This window comes from Arthrobacter sp. NPDC058130, assembly GCF_042884475.1.
Classification (GTDB): domain Bacteria; phylum Actinomycetota; class Actinomycetes; order Actinomycetales; family Micrococcaceae; genus Arthrobacter.
In genome coordinates this window covers 232,558-247,985 of the sequence record NZ_JBHVTV010000005.1, presented here as the reverse complement: position 1 = coordinate 247,985, position 15,428 = coordinate 232,558, and the positions used below count along the sequence as shown (strand labels likewise).

Below are 15,428 nucleotides of genomic sequence, written 5' to 3'. Positions count from 1 at the left end.
TACTTCGAGACGTCCTCGGTGGTCTTGAAGCTGCCGAAGGCGCCGCCGCCCTTGGCGTGCACGACGCGCTCCGGGACGCGTTCGCGGTTGAACTGTGCGAGCTTCTCGACCAGGTAGTGATCGGTCAGGATGATCGCGCCGTCGGCACCGACGGACTTGGAATGGGCGTCGGAAGTGACGGGGGCGCCGGACTGTGTCGTGGACACTGCGGGCACAGAGATGTTCTGAGTCATCGTTCTCCTTTGGTTGGGTTTTTTAGTTTCGTTCGGAGGGAAGCTGTTGGGTGCGCTGGCAGTCCTGGCAGATGCCCTGGTACAGCACGTCCGCGATCTGGATGGTCATCGGCTTGGCGTCGGCGTCCCAGTGCGGGGTCAGGCAGGGCGCGTGGCCCACTGCGCATTCGACGTCCTCCACACGGCCGCAGCTGATGCAGACGGCGTGGTGGTGGTTGTCGCCCACCCGCGTTTCGTACAGCGCGGGGGAGTGCGGGGGTTCGAACCGGCGCAGCATGTGCAGATCGGTGAGGTCGCCCAGGACCACGTAGACGGACTGGGCGGTCAGGTCCGGCAATTCCTGCCGGGCGGCGGCAAGGATCGTCTCCGCCGGGGAATGCGGATGATGTTCGACGGCGGCCAGCACGGCCAGGCGCTGCTTGGTCACCCGGCGGCCGTGGGCACGCAGGGCGGCTGCCCATGCATCGTGGGTGCCCGAGGAATCCGTCATACCCTCATTGAAGCACTTATTATGACTGCCTCACAATAAGGCAGGGCTAACAATGTCTCCGTGTCACAGCGTGTCCCCGGCCGCCGCTAGAGTTGCCCGGTGGAGAATCTTCTGGCGGACATCACCCCCGTGCGCGAAAGTCCCGCCTTCCGCCGCCTGTGGCTGGGCTCAGCCGTCTCGGCGCTGGGCAGCCAGCTGACGCTGGTGGCCGTCAGCCTCGAGGTCTACCGGCTGACCCAGGACAGCCTCTATGTGGGGCTGCTGAGCATCTTCGCCCTCGTGCCCCTGATCTTCGGTGGCCTCCTGGGCGGCTCGATCGCGGACGCCCACGACCGCCGCACCGTCGCCCTCCTGGCCTCGTCCGTGCTCTGGCTGAGCACCGCCGCACTGGCGCTCCAGGCATGGATGCAGGTGGGCAATGTGTGGCTGCTGTACGCGATCGTGGCGGTGCAGAGCGGCGCCCAGGCCATCAACCAGCCGGCCCGCAGCGCCATCATCCCCGCCCTCGTGCGCAAGGAGCTGCTGCCGGCCGCCAATGCCCTGAGCATGATGACCTTCGGCCTGACCATGACGGCCGGTCCGCTGCTGGCCGGCGTGCTCGTGGCGTGGATCGGGTTCGGCTGGACCTACACGATCGACGTCGTCACCTTCGCCTTCGCGTTCTGGGCGCTGCTCAAGCTGCCGCCCATGCCTCCCGGGCAGCATGCCAAGCCGGCCGGACTGCGGTCCGTGCTCGAGGGCTTCCGTTTCCTTGGCACCCGGCCCAACGTCCGCATGACCTTCGTGATCGACCTCGTGGCCATGATCTTTGCCCAGCCGCGGGCCTTGCTGCCCGCCATCGGTGCGCTCATGATCGGCGGCGGCGAGGCAACAGTGGGCATCCTGCTGGCCTCCACGGCCGTGGGTGCTTTCCTGGCCGGATTGTTCTCTGGGCCGCTGGGCGGCGTTCGCCGGCAGGGTGCCGCCGTGGTGTGGTCCGTGATGGGCTGGGGCGCCTCAATCGCGGCGCTGGGCCTGGTGGTTGTCCTCGCGGGTCGGTCCGGCGACGGCGGCGCGACCGTGTGGCTGCTGCCCGCCGCGCTGTGCTGCGCCCTCGCCGGGATCGCGGATTCCGTCAGTGCCGTCTTCCGGACCACCATCCTGCAGGCCTCCACCCCGGACCACCTGCGCGGGCGCCTGCAGGGCGTGTTCGTGGTGGTCGTAGCCGGCGGGCCCCGGATCGGGGACATGCTGGCCGGCGGCGCGACTAAACTTTTGAACGAGGGATGGGTCCTGCTGTTCGGCGGGGTGTTGTGCATTGCCGTGGCCTGGACGCTGGCCCGCCGGCAGTCCGGATTCCTGCGGTACGACGCGCGGAACCCGGTACCGTAGCGGTTCGTTTTTATTGATACGTCATCAAAGTACGGGACATCGGGAAGTACAGGGCTTTAGGAGGACCAGTGCACAAGCATCACAACGGACTGAAAACCGCGGCCCTGTTCGGAGTCCTGTGGGCCGTCCTGCTTGGCCTGGGGGCATTCATCGCCGCCGGGACGCGCAGCACCGCGCCAATCGTGATCATGGCCCTGATCGGCATCGCCACCACGGCCTACGGCTACTGGAACAGCGACAAGATCGCCATCCGGTCCATGCAGGCCTACCCCGTCACGGAGGCCGAGGCGCCCCAGCTCTACCAGATCGTCCGCGAGCTCTCCACCCGGGCCAACCAGCCGATGCCTCGGATCTATGTCTCGCCCACCATGGCGCCCAACGCCTTCGCCACCGGCCGGAACCCCAAGACCGCTGCCGTGTGCTGCACCGAGGGCATCCTGAGGCTCCTGGACGCCCGCGAACTGCGCGGCGTCCTGGGCCATGAACTGATGCACGTCTACAACCGGGACATCCTGACGGCGTCGGTGGCCGCCGCCGTCGCCGGTGTCATCACCTCGGTGGGGCAGATGATGCTGCTGTTCGGCGGCGGGGACCGCCGCAACGGGAACCCGTTCGCCGCGATCGCCATGGCGCTGCTGGCCCCGTTCGCCGCGTCCCTGATCCAGATGGCCATCTCGCGAACCCGGGAGTACGACGCCGACGAGGACGGATCCTCGCTCACCGGCGATCCGCTGGCGCTCGCCTCCGCCCTGCGCAAGATCGAGCAGGGTGTCCAGCTGGCGCCGCTGCCGCAGGACCAGCGGCTGGTCAACGCCTCGCACCTGATGATCGCCAACCCGTTCCGCGGCGCAGGCGTGGCCAAGCTGTTCTCCACCCACCCGCCGATGGCCGAGCGGATCGGCCGGCTGGAGCGGATGGCGGGCCGTCCGCTCGGCTAGACCGTTCGAGGCAGGGCTGGCCGTTCCCTGCTTGGCTGGCGACGCGCGGCTTGGCTGGCGACGCGCGGCTTGGCTGGCGACGCGCGGCTTGGCTGGCGACGCGCGGCTTGGCTGGCGACGCGCGGCTTGTTCCGTGACACGAAAAAGGGACGGCGACACCGGAATTCCGGTGTCGCCGTCCCTTATGCGCGTCGTGAGGAATCGAGCGCAGCGGACCGGCCGCTAGCTGCGGAAGTTCACAAACTGCAGGTCGGCTTCATCGAAGTTCTTCAACAGGTTCATGGTCTCCTGCAGGTCATCGCGGGACTTCGACGTCACCCGGAGCTCGTCGCCCTGGATCTGGGACTTGACCGACTTGGGGGCCTCGTCCCGGATCAGCTTGTTGATCTTCTTGGCGAGGTCCTGGGCAATGCCCTCCTTGATGGAGGCCTCAAGCCGGAACTCCTTGCCGGAGGCATAGGGCTCGCCGGTGTCGAGGGACTTCAGGGAGATGCCGCGGCGGATGAGCTTGGACTGCAGCACGTCCAGGACCGCCAGGACGCGCTCCTCGGAGTTGGCCTTCATGAGGATCTTCTCGCCGCTGAAATCAACCTCGGCGCCGACGCCCTTGAAGTCGTAGCGCTGCGCAATTTCCTTCTGCGCCTGGTTCAGCGCGTTGGCGACTTCCTGCTTGTCTACCTTGCTGACGACGTCGAACGTGGATTCGCCTGCCATGACTGTCCTCCTGATGGTTGCCGGGGGCCTCAAGTGAGCCCTGGATCTCTGCATTCCAGCCTAGTACGGATGCCCCGGATGTGGCTCCTGGCCGGGTTGGCGACGTTTCACAGTCCGCTCATAGCTCAATCACGGCGGGAACGAAGCCGGGGCGGCCAGAGTTGCAAGGGTTGGAACCTCAGCTGAAAGGCAAGAACATGCAACACAAGGCCGTCCGCTACGTCACCCGCACCACCGCCGCCGCTGCCAGCACCCTGGCGACGACGGCGACGTCCGTTGCCGCCGCCGCGCTGGCGGCCTCCATCATCCTGAGCCCGGCCGCCGATTCGTCATCCCGCATGGACGGTGTCCACGCGGACCTGGCCCGCGCCGTCCAGCTGAACCAGGTCACGGCGGAGCAAGCGGCACGATTCGAGGAACGGCTGGCCGGGCGCATTCTCGGAGAGGCCTGAATTTCCGGGGATTTTGGCCCTCTCGGGCGCCGATTCGATTCTTCGGCAGAAGTTCTGTAAAGTTGTCTTGCCCGCGGGTGCTGGAAGCGGAACGGACTGGAAACAGGCGTTCTGGGACTGGAAACCGCGAGTGATCTTCTTTTGAAGTTCGGCAGATTACCCGAGCGGCCAAAGGGGGCTGACTGTAAATCAGCTGGCAACGCCTACGGGGGTTCGAATCCCTCATCTGCCACCCTTGGAAAGCCTCCGGAACCAATTGGTTCCGGAGGCTTTTTCTTTGCCCGGACTTCCGAGGCCCCAAATTCGGGCCCCGACCCCAAACGTGAGTAAGTCCCGAATGCGGCCCGGGGGGCACTTTGCCACGGACACGCCGCGGACACCGGACCCAAGGGCCGGAATCGTGCCCAAAGGCGCCCCGTTCGGCGACCGGCGGTGATTGGATCGAGCCGGCGCCCCATGACCCAAGGGCCCGCCGAGGATCCGCGGGCTCAGTCCGTTGGCGGGTTCGGGATGGTCACCGTGGTGCCGGCGGGCGGTATCCACTCGTGGCCGGTCAGGAGGTTGAGATTGGCTATCCGCAGCGCATAGAGCGGGACGCCGTAGCGGCTCGCTATGCCCGCCGGGGTGTCTCCTGCGATGGTCTCGTACAGGAGCCGTCCCTGCCCGTCCTGCCCGGTCACGCGTCCGCCGGCCCCAAGCTGGGGCACGTCCACACCCTTGAGATCGATGACCTCTCCGGCGGCAACAGAACCGGATTCATTGAAGCTCCTGAGGATATCGGGAGTCATCCGGAAGTGGGCGGCGATGCCTTCCCAGGTGTCGCCGTCGACAACCGTGTAGCGCATCGGCTGGAAGAACCCGTTCATTTCGGTCGTCCCCTGCAGGCCCGCGGGCGCCGGAGTCGTTGCAGGGGGAGAGGCTGCCGGGGATCCGCCGGAGGCGCCCACGCCGGAATCGCAGGTTGTCAGCAGGCCGGCAAGGGCCGCAGCAAGGAGAACTGCGGCGGCGGGCCGGACGCGCTTTACGCCGGAACCGTGACTCACGTCGGGTGTCCTGTCATTCGGAGCCTCCCCCCGAGGCCCGTTGGCGTCGATTATTCCACACGATTGATAAAATCTGGTTTTCCGCAGGCAGCAGCCTGGGGTTGGGTATAGTGCCGGTCATGGACGAAAAGGCGATCTTGCACACCTACCTGCGCACGCGGCGGGCCAGCCTGCTGGCTAAGCTCGAAGGGCTCAGCGAGTACGACGCACGCCGGCCCCTCACTCCCACCGGAACCAACCTGCTCGGCCTGGTCAAGCATGTGGCCAGCGTCGAGCTCGGTTACTTTGGCGAGGTTTTTGGCCGGCCCAGCGACCTGGAACTGCCGTGGTTTGCCGAGGCCGCGGAGCCCGACGCCGACTTGTGGGCTGCCCCCGGCGAAACGCGGGAGCAGATCGCCGAACTGCACCGGCGCTCCGCCGAGCACAGCGACGCCACCATCGATGAACTCGCCCTGGACGCGCCAGGCGTCGTGCCCTGGTGGCCGGAAGAGCGCAGGCACGTGACCCTGCAGCAGATCCTCGTGCACATGTGTGTGGAGACGGCCCATCACCTCGGCCACGCGGACATCCTGCGCGAGCTCATCGACGGCAGTGCCGGCCAGCGCCCCGGGGATCCGAACCTTTCGGTCCGGACACCCGAGGAGTGGGCTGGCCACCGGGCCCGCATCGAGGCGGCCGCCGTCGCCGCCGGTGCCGGGGCAGCCAAAAGTTAGCGAGGGCCGGCACCAAGCGCCGACAAAGCGCCGACAGCAGCGGGCGAATGACTGTCGGCAACGCCGCACAGTTTTCTGCAAGCACAATCTCAGTTTTTGGGGCGGCGCCATCGTACTGTTGTCCGGTCCGCTGTTGAAGAAGAAGGAGCCTTCGTGAAGTCGTTTGCCTGTGGTGATGTGGTTCCCGGTTGTGAAGCCCGCTGGGTGTGCGGTACGGAAGATGAAATCCTGGTCAATGTCGCCGCTCACGCTGCGTCGGCACACGGGCTGGAGGAGCTGCCGGCCGACGTCGTGCAGGCCGTCCACAGAGCCATCGTTCCCGTCAGTTGATTCACGAGGCAGGCGGCCTCCCGCCCGAACCCGGGGCCGTTCCGGGCCCGGATTGGAAAGAGAACCTGGCGGCCGCCTGCCGAGGTGTTGGCCTTTCCGCGACCTACCAACCCATCGTGGATACTGCCCGCGGCACGGTGGTGGGCTACGAGGCGCTGGCACGATTTCCGGGGTTCGCCGAAAAGAATCCTGAAGTGTGGTTTGCCGCCGCACGCACGCATGGCCTGGCCGCCGAGCTTGAGGCAGTGGCCTTGCGGGTGGCACTCGCGGCACGTCCCGACTTGCCTGCGAACTGCTTCCTGACCCTCAACGTCTCACCGGAGCTGCTGCTCACGGAGGAGATCCGCGAGATCTGGCGAGGCCAGGGAAACCTCGGCGGACTGGTGGTCGAGCTGACGGAGCAAACCCCGATCGACTCCTACCTGGAGCTCGAACCCGACCTCAACCAGCTGCGCGCCGCCGGTGCACTGATCGCCGTCGACGACGCCGGAGCGGGCTATGCGGGGCTCCGCCACCTCTTGGCGCTGCGGCCCTCGCTGATCAAGATCGATCGTGAACTCGTCCAGGACCTCGACCGTGACGAGGCCAAACGCGCCCTGATCTCCATGCTCGGAACCTTCGCCAGCCGGGTCGATGCCTGGATCTTGGCCGAGGGAGTGGAACGGGTGGAGGAACTGGACGCCCTGGTCGCACTCGGCGTGCCCCTCGTCCAGGGGTATTGTCTGGCCCGGCCGGGACCGGCGTGGGTCCAGATGGATCTTGACGTCGCCCACCGTCTGGCGTCCAAACCCCCGGTCACGCATCGGAGCATTATTCGGGACATCGCGGAACCGGCGACGACGGCGGCGAGCACAGTGGGCGCGTCAGCCGCCTTTAATGATGACCCTGGCCTGCAGTCGGTGGTGCTGATGGGGGACCACCTGCGGCCGGTCGCGGTGCTCGATCCCGCCGCGGCAGCGATGGGCATGGTGAGCCCGGGAATGCGCGTCAATCTGGACACACCGATCGGCGAGGCGCTGGCGCGCTGCATGACGCGGGCCCAGGCCAGTCGGTTTGACCCCCTGCTGGTGACCGACAACGCCGGCCGCTTTGCCGGCGTCGCCCGCATGGAGCGGATGATCACGGCCCTGGCCGCGGCGGACAGCTGACCCTCCGCCGGCGGTCCGCCCTATTGATCGCCGTCGGCATCTCCGCGCCCGCACGCCTCTGCGGGCATGCCCCGGTACTAAAGCCGCCCTTCCAGCAGTTGCCCGGTGGCGGGGTCCGGCTGGCCATCGAAGTAGCGGTCCAGGACGTCGCGGAACACTGTTTCGTCGGGGGCGGCCAGATCGAACAGCGACATGGACGAGTGCAGTTTCCGGGCGTCGATGCCGCCAAATATCTGCACAGCAGACCGCCCTTCCAAAGCAGCCACCACAGCGGCAACCTCGCGCAGGCGGGGGCCCAGGACGTCGTGCCGGTAGTAGGCCCGTGCCTCGTCCAGGGATGAGATGGCGTATCTGCGGGCGGTTTCGCTGTGGCCCAAGCCCGCGATCTGGGGGAAAACGAACCACATCCAGTGACTCCTCTTCATGCCCGCCCTCAACTCGGCCACCGCATGTCCGTAGGTTCCGCCGGAGTCCTGGGCAATCACGAACCGTTCAAGATCGTAAGGGTCTTCCATTCTCGCTAGGCTACGTCGCCGGCGGGCGCTGTGACAGTGGGCAGCGCTGTGACAGAGGGCGTGGCAGGGCAGGACGAGAGCCGTGCCGGCGCCATGTCAACGAAGCGGGAGCGCCTACTCCCCGGCAGGGGGCGGCGGTAGTATCAACTTCGAGAGTTGATGCCGAGTCGGAGGGCGGGATGCGCGACGCATTTGGACTGTTCACCGGGACCACGCTGGTGGAAGTCGGGCTCCTGCTGGCGACATTTGTCCTGTGTTCCCTCATCGGCGTCGAGCGGCAGGTCAGGCAGAAGAGCGCGGGGTACCGCACCCACGTCCTGGTCGGCCTCGGATCGTGCACCTTCACCCTGATCTCCGCCTACGGCTTCGCCTACGCCCAGGCGCCCGGGGCCACACTGGACCCGTCCCGTATCGCAGCCCAAATTGTCAGCGGCATCGGCTTCCTCGGCGCGGGGGTCATTTTTAAGGGGCGGAACGTGGTCCGGGGCCTCACCACGGCCGCCAGTATTTGGGTTTCGGCCGCCGTCGGCATGGCGTGCGGGGCCGGGATGCTGTCCCTGGGGATTTCGCTGACCGCCTTCCACCTCATCACCCTGTATGTGGTGTCTCCCGCCGTGCGAAAGATTCCCACGCCGGACACCAACCGGGTCCTTCATTTGGGCTATGCGGACAGCCAGGGAGTGCTGCGGCAAGTGCTGGAGGTCGCCACCAACATGGGCTTCAGCTCATCGATCCTGAGCACCAAAAAATCGGGCAGCGAACAAAAACCGATCGTACTCATGAACATCCGTTTCCATGGCCACCTACCTCTGCGGGAGCTCGTTCCGTCGCTTCTGGAAGTGCCCGGCGTGAAGACTGTCACCGTGCTCGGCTCGGACCCTAATGAGGACGACGATGACGACAGCGCCTGAAAACCTGGAGCGACGAGACCCCCGGGTTGACGCGTTCATTGCGGCACTCCCGGACTGGCAGCAGGATATCTGCGTCCACGTGCGTGAACTGGTCCATGCCGCCGACCCGGCGGTCGCCGAGACCATCAAGCGCACCAAGCAGCCCTACTTCGTCCTTGACGGCAACATCTGCGCGTTCCTGGCGGCCAAGGACCACGTGAACGTTTTTCTGTACGACGGCGGGATAGTCCCGGACCCGGACGGCATCATCACCGCCGGGCACGACAACAAGACCGCCCGCACCGTCGCATTCCGGCAGGGCGATGCCATCCCCGTACAGGCCCTTACGGCGATGTTCCGGCAAATCATTGCGGACAACCGGGCCGGCGGCTGGCGGAAACTCAAGCCGGGCCGATAGGTGTGGTTGGCTAAACGGGCCGCTGCAGCGGGCCGCAATTGAAGCCGTTCCTGATGGCGGTTAGAGTCTGCGGATGACCGAGAAAAGCGTCGCCTTGACGGATACTGTGCGGGTTCGGGTGCTGCGCAGGCACGACGCCGGCCCCTTGGCGGACGCCTACCTGCGGAACCGGGAGCACTTGGCGCCCTGGGAGCCGCGCCGGTCCGAGGATTTCTTCACCGCCAACCGACAGGCCGCCAGCATTGAGTCCAAGCTCGGTTTGTTCATCGCGGGATCGGACGTGCCCTGGGTTCTGGTGGAAGACTCCCGCATCGTCGGCGTGATGAACGTCAGCGGGATTGTCCGCGGGCCTTTCCTCAGCGCCCACCTCGGTTACTGGGTGGACAAGGACATGACGGGGCGGGGGATCGGCTCGGCCGCGCTGGAGTTTGCGGTCCACGCCGCGCGGACGGAGCTGGGCCTGCACCGGCTGCAGGCCGCCACCCTCCCGCACAACGCCGCGTCACAGCGGATCCTGAAACGGGCCGCTTTTGAGGAGATCGGACTGGCGCCCCGATACCTTCAGATTGCCGGTTCATGGCAAGACCACGTCCTGTTCCAGCGGATCCTCTACTGATGGCAACTGTTCCGGCTGCACCTGTTCCGATTGCGCCTGCGGACTTCGGTGCGCTGCACCATGTTGAACTCTGGGTGCCGGACCTGCGCCGCGGACTGAGCGCTGAGGCGTCCTACGGAGTGCTTGCCGGGGGTGCCTGTTCAGCCTTCAGTTCCTCGCCGTGGGCGATGATCGCGTAGATGATCAGCACGTTCATGGCGATGACGATGAAGGCCCACCACGGCTGCAGCGGGATGAGCATCAGTTGCCCTATCGCGCTGATACCGGCCACGATGACGCCAACCACCCGAGCCCACGTCGCACCGGAGAACAGCGCGACGCCGGTGAGGATCAAGAACACGCCGATCGCCAGGTTCCACCAGCCCCACCCCTTCGCATCGAAGAGGAACAGCGTTCCCGGCGTCGATAGGTAGTAGGTGTCCGGTCCGGTGAGCGCGACGAGTCCTTGAAGGCCGCTGAAGACGCCGTTGATGATCAGAATGACTCCGGCGAAGCGGACCCAACCGGTCCAGCCAGTCGAAGCGACAGGATGATGGACAGTACTCATAATGCCGACCGCTTTCCGTTTGAATGCTCTGCCGTCGGCCTGATGGTCGGCGCAGTCGTGTCACGAAGCTAGTACCGATTCCGATTATGTTCCTCACGATCCGCGCCGGTCAATATCCCTTGGCAGGCATTGTTACCCGTGGGTAACATTGCCTCATGCACCTCTTGTTCCGTACCCTCCTCCTGCTGTTCACGTCCTCGCGCCGCTCACCGCTGAGCATCTGGGACAACTCGTCGCTGCCGTTGCGGGTCCTGCCCACTGACATCGACATCGCCATGCACGTCAACAACGGCATGTACTTCTCGCTGATGGACCTTGGGCGCTTCGATCTCATGGCACGCAGCGGAACCTGGAAGAAAATGCGCCGCCGCGGCTGGACTCCGGTGGCGGCGGGGGAGACCATCGCCTTCCGCCGCTCCCTGCAGCTCTGGCAGCGGTACACCATCGAATCGAGGATCATCGGCCTGGACGCGAAAGCCATCTACTTCGAGCAGCGGATGGTGGTGGACGGCGAGGTCTACGCGCGCGCCTACATCGCCACCCGGCTGGTCAGCAAGGGCAAACCCGTCAGCCAGGACGAAATCATCCGCGAGTTTGGCGCGCCGCCGGCGGATCTGGAACTGCCCGGGTGGATCCACGAATGGCGCGAAACCAACGCCCTGCCCGGTGCCAGGCGTCCGGCCCCGCACGCCTGGGCGTAACCTCCGTACCCGCCCGCCCGGATGTGCCAACAGCGTAATGCCGGGGACAATCCGCGGCCGCTCCCGTACCGTTGACTCATGGCTACCGTAGACATCACAGGTGAACAGTTCGCATCGACAGTCGAGGATAACGACATTGTCCTCGTCGATTTCTGGGCCGAATGGTGCGGCCCGTGCAAGCAGTTTGGACCCACGTACTCAGCGATCTCCGAGAAGCACCCGGACGTTGTCTTCTCCAAGGTGGACACCGAAGCCGAGCAGCAGCTCGCCGCCGAGGCCGGCATCACCTCGATCCCCACGCTGATGGCCTTCCGCGAAAAGGTCCTGGTGTTCTCCCAGCCCGGCGCCCTGAACGCCCAGCAGCTGGAGCAGGTGGTTGACGCCGTCAAGGCCCTGGACATGGAGGAAGTCCACGCCCATGTGGCCCGGTCCCAGGCCGAGGCCGCCGCAGAGGCCAAGCAGGACGGGACCCAGATCCCCGAAGCCTGAGGCTCCACAGCCTGATTTGGGTACTTAAAACAACGCGGGGTCACTCCGCGCCATAAATCCCTTGAGGGTGGGCGCGGAGTGGCCCCGGGTTTGTTGTGGCGGCCGTGAAGAGGCGGGGCGCCTAGAGCGTTTCCAGTTTGACCGGCTCGGCCAGCAGCGCGCTGAGGGACTCGTTCAGGTCCTGGACGGCCGTGCCCTTGGAGTGCTTGTCCAGGTCCGCCTGGCTGGCCCAGCGTTCGGTCAGGACGAGCTTGTCCTCGCTGGCCTCGGTGAGCTCATAGCGGATACAACCGGGCTCGTTGACTACCTCGTCAATTGCGATGTCCAGGGCGAGCTTCACACGGAAGAATTCGCCGTCGTTGGGGATGAAAATGGCCTGAAGGTCAACGGGTGCAGTCATGGCAATTACCCTACCGGGCCGCTGCGGCGGGGCCGGAAGATGACCCAAGATTTCATAGGACTTCCAAGCTTTGCTCTTCTTTTGCCTCCGGTCAGTTGGTAGCGTCACACCATGCGTGCTTACACAGCCGGGGACACTGACGTCCCGCTGCTCGAGGAGACCATTGGTGCGAACTTCGAACGGATCGCGGCGCGGTTCCCGTACCAGGACGCCCTGATCGAGGCGGCCGCCGTGCCCGGCGGAGAGGCCCGGCGGTGGAGCTACACCAAGCTGAACGACGACGTCGACCGCCTCGCGCGTGCGCTCCTCGCCTTGGGCGTCGCGAAGGGCGAGCGGATCGGCATCTGGAGCCCCAACTGCGCCGAATGGACCATCCTGCAGTACGCCACCGCGAAGATCGGGGCGATCCTGGTCAACGTCAACCCCGCCTACCGCAGCCACGAGCTCGAGTTCGTGGTCCGGCAGAACGGAATGCGCATGCTGGTCACCGCGCCCTCGGACAGGAACAGCGACTATACCGGGATGGCGCGGCAGGCCTTGGCGGTGTGTCCGGATCTGCGCGAGCTGGTTTTCCTCCCCGATGCCGGACTGGACGGGCTGAGCGCGGGCGACCCCGGCAGCGAGGCGGAGCGCACGTACGCCGAACTGCTCAAGCGGGCTGACGACGTCGCACATTCCGTCCTAAAAGCGCGCATGGCGGAACTGGACGCGCACGATCCCATCAACCTGCAGTACACCTCGGGCACCACGGGTTTCCCCAAGGGCGCCACGCTGACGCACCACAACATCCTGAACAACGGCTACTCGATCGGCGAGCAGCTGGGATACACCGAACACGACCGCGTGGTCATCCCGGTGCCGTTCTATCACTGCTTCGGCATGGTGATCGGAAACCTGGCGGCCCTCAGCCACGGCGCTGCCACCATCATCCCGGGCAGGGCGTTCTCGCCGGCCGCGGCGCTGGAGGCCGTGCAGGACTTCGGCGGAACCTCGCTGTACGGCGTGCCGACCATGTTCATCGCCGAGCTCGCCCTGCCGGACTTCGCCTCCTACGACCTCTCGACGCTGCGCACCGGTGTCATGGCCGGATCACTGTGCCCGATCGAGGTGATGAACAAGGTCATCACCGAGATGAACATGACCGACGTCGCCATTTGCTACGGCATGACGGAGACCTCGCCGGTGTCCACGATGACCCGGAGCGTGGACACCATGGCCCAGCGGACCGAGACCGTGGGCCGGACCATGCCGAACTTGGAGAGCCGGATCGTGGACCCGGTGACGGGGGACGTGCTGGAGCCTGGCGGCATCGGCGAACTCTGCACGCGCGGCTACGCCGTGATGCGCGGGTACTGGAACCAGCCGGACAAGACCGCAGAGGCGATCGACGCCGACGGCTGGATGCACACCGGGGACCTTGCCCGGATGGACGCGGACGGCTATATCGTGATTGAGGGCCGGATCAAGGACATGGTGATCCGCGGCGGGGAGAACATCTATCCGCGGGAGATCGAGGAATTCCTCTACTCCCACCCGGACATCCAGGACGTGCAGGTGATCGGCGTCCCGGACGCCAAGTACGGCGAGGAACTGATGGCCTGCGTCATCCTTAAACCCGGCGCCGCCCCGCTGGACGCCGCCGGCCTGGCCGAGTTCTGCCGCGGCAGGCTGGCGCACTACAAGATCCCGCGCTACGTGGACGTCCGCGAGAGCTTCCCGATGACCGTCTCCGGCAAGATCCGCAAGGTGGACATGCGCCAGGAGGCCGCGGCCCGGCTGGGTCTCTCTGCCGCCGACTGAAAGCGACGCGGGTCAGTGGCGGCGGTGGTCCTGGATGGTCATGCGCGGCCCGAACGTCGGTTTCCGGAAGCCGCTCAGGCCGATCATCCGGACCACCCGCTGCCGGTGCCCTGCCCAGGGGGCCAGCAGCCGGAGCATGCCGGCGTCATCGGTCCGGCGGCCGGTCAGCGCCGCGCCCACGTAGGCCGCAAGGTGGTAGTCGCCCACCGCGATCGAGTCCGGGCAGCCGTGCGTGCGCTGCACCACCTCCGCCGCCGTCCACACGCCGATCCCGGGGAGGGTCTGCAGCTTGGCGGCCGCGTCCGCGGCCGGGAGGGCGGCGAGCCGTTCCAGCGCGACGGCGGACCGCAGGGCCCGCATGATGGTTGCCGAGCGCTGCGGGCCCACGCCGGCCTGGTGCCATTCCCAGGACGGGATGTGCAGCCACTGCCCCGCCGTCGGCTGGACCAGCAGATTGGCGGGCGCGACGGTGCCGGCACCCGGTGCCGCCGTCCCGAAGCGGTACATCAGGTAGCGGTACCCGCGGCGGGCCTCGATGACGGTGACCTTCTGCTCCAGGATGGTCGGCACCAGTGAGTCGATGATCCGGCCGGTGGCGGGCAGCCGCAGCGCGAGGTTCCGGCGTCGGGCTTCAACCACCATGCGGGGGAGCGTGGCGTGGAACGCGGGCTCGTCGAAGCCGGACCAGTCGTCCCCGCTCCCGAGCATGCGCGGCACGGAATCGATGGCGTCGGCCGCTCCGGGACCCCAGGCCTGCGCGTCCACTGCCGGGTCCGCCCGTGGCCCGGCGGTTGCCAGGCGCAAAGTGGCCGGGCCATGCGGCGTGGTGAACGCGAGCCAGACCCCGTCCGGGGCGGTGCGGATGGACGGGTCGCCGTGGCCACGCATGAGCGGGCCGATGGTCTGCATCAAATCGAACGGGCCGCCCGGATGCCAGCGCAATGAGGCGTCCGCCGCGGCGGCAAGGCCAGCGGGGACGTCTGCAACGGTCATTCGAACATGTTCCCATGTTCCCCTGACAGCGGCCGCATCTGCCCTGAACGGAGCATGGGCCGTACGGCCCTTAGCCGGGACGGGCCGCGGGGCTACACTCCCGTTGAGGCGTGGACCGCCCGCGCCCGGCCTCTGGTCCCACATTGGTCCCACATTCCGGAATGTCAGGTGAGCGTAAATGGCCCGAGGAGTTGTGCACTTCGAAATCCCCGCCGACGATGAGGTCCGTGCGGGGCAGTTCTACAGGTCGGCGTTCGGCTGGAAGGTAAATCCGGTGCCGGAGCTGAAATACACCATGATCCAGACCACGGAGACGGACGAACAGGGGATGCCTTCGGCTCCGGGCGCCATCAACGGCGGCATGTTCCGCCGGGAAGGGACCATTAATTCCCCGGTGGTCACGATCGACGTTGACGACATCGACGAGTCGCTGCAGAAAATCCAGGAGCTGGGCGGATCCACGGTCAGCCCCCGGCAGGAAGTTGGCACCATGGGCTGGGCCGCGTACTTCAAGGACACCGAAGGCAACATCGTGGGGCTCTGGCAGAACGCCGCGCCAGAGGGAGGCGCTGCCGCCGCGGACCCCGGGAACGACATCGGCGCCTGAGGCCTGACGCTGTCGGCCAT

At 66.5% G+C, this 15,428-nt stretch carries 21 protein-coding genes and 1 tRNA gene; 14 read left to right on the top strand and 8 right to left on the bottom strand.

The features are described from left to right. Positions 1-215: catalase (locus tag ACFVTM_RS12040; RefSeq protein ID WP_390203691.1), on the bottom strand; the 215-nt coding region annotated here is incomplete at its 3' end. A 40-nt stretch (positions 216-255) separates the two neighbouring features. After that, the gene (locus ACFVTM_RS12035; RefSeq protein ID WP_390203678.1) at positions 256-723 is read right to left on the bottom strand and encodes a Fur family transcriptional regulator; all 468 of its coding nucleotides are present in this window, start codon (positions 721-723) and stop codon (positions 256-258) included. Between the two features lie 99 nt (positions 724-822). Between ACFVTM_RS12035 and ACFVTM_RS12030 the strand changes: the two genes are divergently transcribed. Together ACFVTM_RS12030 and htpX are read left to right on the top strand one after the other, a co-directional pair. Further along, positions 823-2,094 (top strand): MFS transporter, encoded by a 1,272-nt coding sequence (locus tag ACFVTM_RS12030; protein ID WP_390203677.1) that lies wholly within the window; start codon positions 823-825, stop codon positions 2,092-2,094. A gap of 68 nt (positions 2,095-2,162) precedes the next feature. Then, positions 2,163-3,032, top strand: a complete 870-nt coding sequence (gene htpX, locus ACFVTM_RS12025) for a zinc metalloprotease HtpX (protein ID WP_390203676.1) — start codon at positions 2,163-2,165, stop codon at positions 3,030-3,032. Between the two features lie 222 nt (positions 3,033-3,254). On the opposite strand, the gene ACFVTM_RS12020 is transcribed toward htpX, so the two are convergent. After that, positions 3,255-3,746: a YajQ family cyclic di-GMP-binding protein gene (locus tag ACFVTM_RS12020; RefSeq protein ID WP_390203675.1), complete on the bottom strand. Its 492-nt coding sequence runs from the start codon at positions 3,744-3,746 to the stop codon at positions 3,255-3,257. Positions 3,747-3,943: 197 nt separating this feature from the next. Here ACFVTM_RS12020 and ACFVTM_RS12015 point away from each other — a divergent pair, with 197 nt between their 5' ends. Further along, positions 3,944-4,198 carry a hypothetical protein gene (locus ACFVTM_RS12015; RefSeq protein ID WP_390203674.1) on the top strand — a complete coding sequence of 85 codons (255 nt, stop codon included), beginning with the start codon at positions 3,944-3,946 and terminating at the stop codon, positions 4,196-4,198. 150 nt (positions 4,199-4,348) lie between these two features. Next, positions 4,349-4,430, top strand: a tRNA-Tyr gene (locus ACFVTM_RS12010). Positions 4,431-4,686: 256 nt separating this feature from the next. Here ACFVTM_RS12010 and ACFVTM_RS12005 read toward each other — a convergent pair. Next, positions 4,687-5,241: a LysM peptidoglycan-binding domain-containing protein gene (locus tag ACFVTM_RS12005; protein ID WP_390203673.1), complete on the bottom strand. Its 555-nt coding sequence runs from the start codon at positions 5,239-5,241 to the stop codon at positions 4,687-4,689. A gap of 119 nt (positions 5,242-5,360) precedes the next feature. On the opposite strand from ACFVTM_RS12005, the gene ACFVTM_RS12000 reads away from it, so the two are divergent. From ACFVTM_RS12000 to ACFVTM_RS11990, 3 genes are all read left to right on the top strand, one after another. Next, the gene (locus tag ACFVTM_RS12000; protein ID WP_390203672.1) at positions 5,361-5,954 is read left to right on the top strand and encodes a DinB family protein; all 594 of its coding nucleotides are present in this window, start codon (positions 5,361-5,363) and stop codon (positions 5,952-5,954) included. Positions 5,955-6,107: 153 nt separating this feature from the next. After that, a complete protein-coding gene (locus ACFVTM_RS11995; RefSeq protein ID WP_390203671.1) occupies positions 6,108-6,284 on the top strand; it encodes a DUF1059 domain-containing protein in 177 nt (58 codons plus the stop codon). Beyond that, positions 6,281-7,432, top strand: a complete 1,152-nt coding sequence (locus ACFVTM_RS11990) for an EAL domain-containing protein (protein ID WP_390203670.1) — start codon at positions 6,281-6,283, stop codon at positions 7,430-7,432. Before ACFVTM_RS11995 ends, ACFVTM_RS11990 begins: the two co-directional genes overlap by 4 nt. 77 nt (positions 7,433-7,509) lie before the next feature. Here ACFVTM_RS11990 and ACFVTM_RS11985 read toward each other — a convergent pair whose 3' ends face one another. Beyond that, the gene (locus tag ACFVTM_RS11985) at positions 7,510-7,947 is read right to left on the bottom strand and encodes a DUF1810 domain-containing protein (RefSeq protein WP_390203669.1); all 438 of its coding nucleotides are present in this window, start codon (positions 7,945-7,947) and stop codon (positions 7,510-7,512) included. 179 nt (positions 7,948-8,126) lie between these two features. On the opposite strand from ACFVTM_RS11985, the gene ACFVTM_RS11980 reads away from it, so the two are divergent. The 3 genes from ACFVTM_RS11980 (at position 8,127) to ACFVTM_RS11970 (ending at position 9,871) form a co-directional block, all read left to right on the top strand. Then, positions 8,127-8,858 (top strand): MgtC/SapB family protein, encoded by a 732-nt coding sequence (locus ACFVTM_RS11980; protein ID WP_390203668.1) that lies wholly within the window; start codon positions 8,127-8,129, stop codon positions 8,856-8,858. Next, positions 8,842-9,255: a DUF1801 domain-containing protein gene (locus ACFVTM_RS11975; RefSeq protein WP_390203667.1), complete on the top strand. Its 414-nt coding sequence runs from the start codon at positions 8,842-8,844 to the stop codon at positions 9,253-9,255. The genes ACFVTM_RS11980 and ACFVTM_RS11975 overlap by 17 nt, the downstream gene beginning before the upstream one ends. 73 nt (positions 9,256-9,328) lie before the next feature. Next, positions 9,329-9,871 carry a GNAT family N-acetyltransferase gene (locus ACFVTM_RS11970; RefSeq protein WP_390203666.1) on the top strand — a complete coding sequence of 181 codons (543 nt, stop codon included), beginning with the start codon at positions 9,329-9,331 and terminating at the stop codon, positions 9,869-9,871. A 112-nt stretch (positions 9,872-9,983) separates the two neighbouring features. Here the strand turns inward: ACFVTM_RS11970 and ACFVTM_RS11965 are convergent, their stop codons facing one another. Next, positions 9,984-10,418 (bottom strand): hypothetical protein, encoded by a 435-nt coding sequence (locus ACFVTM_RS11965; RefSeq protein ID WP_390203664.1) that lies wholly within the window; start codon positions 10,416-10,418, stop codon positions 9,984-9,986. Positions 10,419-10,573: 155 nt separating this feature from the next. Here ACFVTM_RS11965 and ACFVTM_RS11960 point away from each other — a divergent pair, with 155 nt between their 5' ends. Continuing rightward, the gene (locus ACFVTM_RS11960) at positions 10,574-11,119 is read left to right on the top strand and encodes an acyl-CoA thioesterase (protein WP_390203662.1); all 546 of its coding nucleotides are present in this window, start codon (positions 10,574-10,576) and stop codon (positions 11,117-11,119) included. A gap of 78 nt (positions 11,120-11,197) precedes the next feature. Then, positions 11,198-11,608, top strand: a complete 411-nt coding sequence (gene trxA, locus ACFVTM_RS11955; RefSeq protein WP_390203661.1) for a thioredoxin — start codon at positions 11,198-11,200, stop codon at positions 11,606-11,608. Positions 11,609-11,729: 121 nt separating this feature from the next. Here trxA and ACFVTM_RS11950 read toward each other — a convergent pair whose 3' ends face one another. After that, the gene (locus ACFVTM_RS11950; RefSeq protein ID WP_390203660.1) at positions 11,730-12,008 is read right to left on the bottom strand and encodes a putative quinol monooxygenase; all 279 of its coding nucleotides are present in this window, start codon (positions 12,006-12,008) and stop codon (positions 11,730-11,732) included. Between the two features lie 111 nt (positions 12,009-12,119). Between ACFVTM_RS11950 and ACFVTM_RS11945 the strand changes: the two genes are divergently transcribed. Continuing rightward, complete coding sequence (locus ACFVTM_RS11945; protein ID WP_390203659.1) at positions 12,120-13,808, top strand: AMP-binding protein; 1,689 nt, start codon at positions 12,120-12,122, stop codon at positions 13,806-13,808. A gap of 12 nt (positions 13,809-13,820) precedes the next feature. On the opposite strand, the gene ACFVTM_RS11940 is transcribed toward ACFVTM_RS11945, so the two are convergent. Continuing rightward, positions 13,821-14,801, bottom strand: a complete 981-nt coding sequence (locus ACFVTM_RS11940) for a DNA-3-methyladenine glycosylase family protein (RefSeq protein WP_390203658.1) — start codon at positions 14,799-14,801, stop codon at positions 13,821-13,823. Between the two features lie 178 nt (positions 14,802-14,979). Here ACFVTM_RS11940 and ACFVTM_RS11935 point away from each other — a divergent pair, with 178 nt between their 5' ends. After that, positions 14,980-15,408, top strand: coding sequence for a VOC family protein (locus ACFVTM_RS11935; protein WP_390203657.1), 429 nt, complete (start codon positions 14,980-14,982; stop codon positions 15,406-15,408). The last annotated feature ends 20 nt before the right edge of the window (positions 15,409-15,428 follow it).

Coding starts and splice junctions, on each gene's coding strand:
- ACFVTM_RS11980 (WP_390203668.1), top strand. CDS start 8,127: ATGCGCGACGCATTTGGACTGTTCACCGGGACCACGCTGGTGGAAGTC.
- ACFVTM_RS11965 (WP_390203664.1), bottom strand. CDS start 10,418: ATGAGTACTGTCCATCATCCTGTCGCTTCGACTGGCTGGACCGGTTGG.
- ACFVTM_RS12020 (WP_390203675.1), bottom strand. CDS start 3,746: ATGGCAGGCGAATCCACGTTCGACGTCGTCAGCAAGGTAGACAAGCAG.
- ACFVTM_RS12015 (WP_390203674.1), top strand. CDS start 3,944: ATGCAACACAAGGCCGTCCGCTACGTCACCCGCACCACCGCCGCCGCT.
- ACFVTM_RS11950 (WP_390203660.1), bottom strand. CDS start 12,008: ATGACTGCACCCGTTGACCTTCAGGCCATTTTCATCCCCAACGACGGC.
- ACFVTM_RS11935 (WP_390203657.1), top strand. CDS start 14,980: ATGGCCCGAGGAGTTGTGCACTTCGAAATCCCCGCCGACGATGAGGTC.
- ACFVTM_RS12035 (WP_390203678.1), bottom strand. CDS start 723: ATGACGGATTCCTCGGGCACCCACGATGCATGGGCAGCCGCCCTGCGT.
- ACFVTM_RS11960 (WP_390203662.1), top strand. CDS start 10,574: ATGCACCTCTTGTTCCGTACCCTCCTCCTGCTGTTCACGTCCTCGCGC.
- ACFVTM_RS11940 (WP_390203658.1), bottom strand. CDS start 14,801: ATGACCGTTGCAGACGTCCCCGCTGGCCTTGCCGCCGCGGCGGACGCC.
- ACFVTM_RS12000 (WP_390203672.1), top strand. CDS start 5,361: ATGGACGAAAAGGCGATCTTGCACACCTACCTGCGCACGCGGCGGGCC.
- trxA (WP_390203661.1), top strand. CDS start 11,198: ATGGCTACCGTAGACATCACAGGTGAACAGTTCGCATCGACAGTCGAG.
- ACFVTM_RS11970 (WP_390203666.1), top strand. CDS start 9,329: ATGACCGAGAAAAGCGTCGCCTTGACGGATACTGTGCGGGTTCGGGTG.
- ACFVTM_RS11985 (WP_390203669.1), bottom strand. CDS start 7,947: ATGGAAGACCCTTACGATCTTGAACGGTTCGTGATTGCCCAGGACTCC.
- ACFVTM_RS11975 (WP_390203667.1), top strand. CDS start 8,842: ATGACGACAGCGCCTGAAAACCTGGAGCGACGAGACCCCCGGGTTGAC.
- ACFVTM_RS11945 (WP_390203659.1), top strand. CDS start 12,120: ATGCGTGCTTACACAGCCGGGGACACTGACGTCCCGCTGCTCGAGGAG.